General features: G+C 43.4%; 3 protein-coding genes. All 3 read left to right on the top strand.

What is annotated here, in order from left to right:
• A partial coding sequence (gene hisS, locus ACTF6W_RS02705; protein WP_438992997.1) for a histidine--tRNA ligase occupies nucleotides 1–991 on the top strand: 991 nt, incomplete at its 5' end.
• A complete protein-coding gene (prfA, locus tag ACTF6W_RS02700; protein WP_438992996.1) occupies nucleotides 991–2,070 on the top strand; it encodes a peptide chain release factor 1 in 1,080 nt (359 codons plus the stop codon). The genes hisS and prfA, both read left to right, overlap by 1 nt.
• Nucleotide 2,071: 1 nt before the next feature.
• A partial coding sequence (locus ACTF6W_RS02695) for a N5-glutamine methyltransferase family protein (RefSeq protein ID WP_438992995.1) occupies nucleotides 2,072–2,487 on the top strand: 416 nt, incomplete at its 3' end.

Genomic DNA, 2,487 nt, shown 5'->3' with positions numbered 1-2,487 from the left:
AGCGCGTGCCTTTATATCAAACGGCCTTCAACAATCGACGCCGTGCAAATTTTATAGTTTTGGCCCTATTTTTCGTTATGAACGCCCGCAAAAAGGACGCATGCGTCAATTTCATCAAATGGATTTGGAAATTCTTGGTGTCGAAGAACCGCAAGCCGATATTGAAGTTTTGGCAATTGCGGCCGACTTTTTAAATGACTTGGGCATAGGAAAGCATATTACCCTTGAATTAAATAGCCTTGGGGACCCTGAAAGCCGTTCAGATTATAGAGATGCCTTGGTCCATTATTTTACCGGACATAAAGGAAAGCTCAGCGAAGATAGCCTTAAACGGTTGGAAAAAAACCCTATGCGCATTCTCGATAGTAAGGATGATGGGGACCGGGAATTGATTAAAGATGCGCCGCGCATTGCTGATTTTTATAATCAATCGACAAAAGATTTTTTCAAAATGGTCATTGATGGCGTTGAAGCGCTTGATATTAAGTATGTGATTAATGATCGGCTTGTGCGTGGCCTTGATTATTATTGTCATACCGCTTTTGAATTTACGACGGATCAGCTCGGCGCCCAGGGTACCGTCCTTGCGGGGGGTAGATATGATGGTCTAATGGAAATGATGGGTGGACCAAAAACGGCCGGTATTGGATGGGCCGCTGGTATGGAAAGGCTCGCGGAACTGATTGCTGATGATCTTTTAATTAAACAAAACCGTCCCGTTGTCGTAACACCTGTTGGCGCAGAAGCACAAATCCCCGCCATGAAGCTTGCTCATGATTTGCGTGTTGCAGGTATTGTGGTTGATATGGCTTATAAGGGGAATGTTGGCAAAAGAATGAAACGTGCCAATAAGCAAAATGCCTCTTTTGCAGTGTTGCTCGGTGAAGAAGAAATGGCCCGGGGCGTTGCAATGGTTAAAAACCTTGACCAAGGCTCGCAAGAAGAAGTCTCATTAAGTCAGATCTCTGACTATATAAAAGGAATAGGCTAATGATTCCACGCGAAAGACTGGATCAATTTATCACGCGTCACGAAGAACTGGAACATTTGATGTCCAGTGGTGAGGAGCTGTCTTCGGATGAGTTTGTAAAAATATCGCGTGAATATGGTGAATTAACGCCAGTCGTTAAAAAAGCGAAGGATTATATGGCGGCCATTCAAGAGCTTGAAGATCTTGAAGAAATGCTTGGTTCTGAAGAAACGGACGCTGAAATGAAAGAGCTCGCAGAAATGGAGCTTCAGGAATTAAAAGAAAACATGCCTGAAATGGAGCATCAAGTTCAGTTGATGTTGCTGCCTAAAGATGTTGATGATGAAAAAAATGCCATGCTTGAAATTAGAGCCGGCACAGGTGGTGATGAAGCCGCCCTTTTCGCTGGCGACCTTTATCGAATGTATCAAAAGTATGCGGCCATCGAAGGGTGGCGTTTTGAAACCGTTAGCTCTTCATCGAGTGACGCGGGTGGGTTTAAAGAGGTCGTTGTTTCAGTGAGTGGTTCAGGTGTCTTCGCTAAGCTTAAATATGAAGCAGGCGGTCATAGAGTTCAGCGTGTTCCTGATACGGAAACGCAAGGAAGAATTCATACGTCTGCGGCTACCGTTGCCGTTATGCCTGAGGTGGAAGAGATTGATATCAAACTTGAAGATAAAGATCTAAGAATTGATATTTTCCGGGCTAGTGGACCAGGCGGTCAAAGTGTGAACACAACGGACAGTGCCGTACGTATTGTGCACATTCCCACAGGAATTACCGTGCAACAACAAGATGAAAAATCACAGCATAAGAATAAAGCCAAGGCGATGAAAGTTTTGATGTCACGTGTTTATGCTGCTGAAAAAGAAGCTAGAGACGCCGAAAGGTCCGCTGACCGGAAAGATCAAATTGGATCTGGCGACCGATCAGCACGTATTAGAACGTATAACTTTCCGCAAGGGCGTATGACGGACCACCGTATTAATCTTACGCTTTATAAATTAGACAGCATTCTTGCTGGCGAGGGTCTAGAAGAAGTTATAACCTCATTAATTACTGAGAACCAAGCGGCGCAATTGGCTGCTATGGAAGGCTAATGTGGATACGCTCGCTACGCTTAGAAAGAAAATCGAAGCTAGATTAAGAAAAACAGGGATCGAAGAAGCATCACTTGATGCACGCCTTCTAATTTCTCATATTATTCCCGTAACTGAAATAGATTTCGCTATTAATGCTGATCAGACGGTCAGTAATGAGCAGCAGAACTTAATTGATGTACTCGTACAGAAACGAGAAAAACGCATACCTATGTCGCAAATATTTGGAGAGAAGGAGTTTTGGAGCTTAAGCTTTAAAGTGACAAAAGACACTCTGACACCAAGACCTGATAGCGAAACACTTATTGAAGTCGCATTAAATGAATTTGAAGATAAGAATGCTACTCTCTCAATCCTTGATCTAGGAACAGGGAGTGGGTGTTTATTATTAACATTATTATCGGAACTCAAGAATGC

It is taken from the genome of Pseudemcibacter sp. (assembly GCF_965661635.1).
Taxonomy (GTDB): domain Bacteria; phylum Pseudomonadota; class Alphaproteobacteria; order Sphingomonadales; family Emcibacteraceae; genus Pseudemcibacter.
This window is presented reverse-complemented; position numbering and strand designations above follow the sequence as displayed.

Bases quoted from the DNA above. Each gene is read 5' to 3' on its own strand.
- prfA (WP_438992996.1), top strand. From the start codon at position 991: ATGATTCCACGCGAAAGACTGGATCAATTTATCACGCGTCACGAAGAA.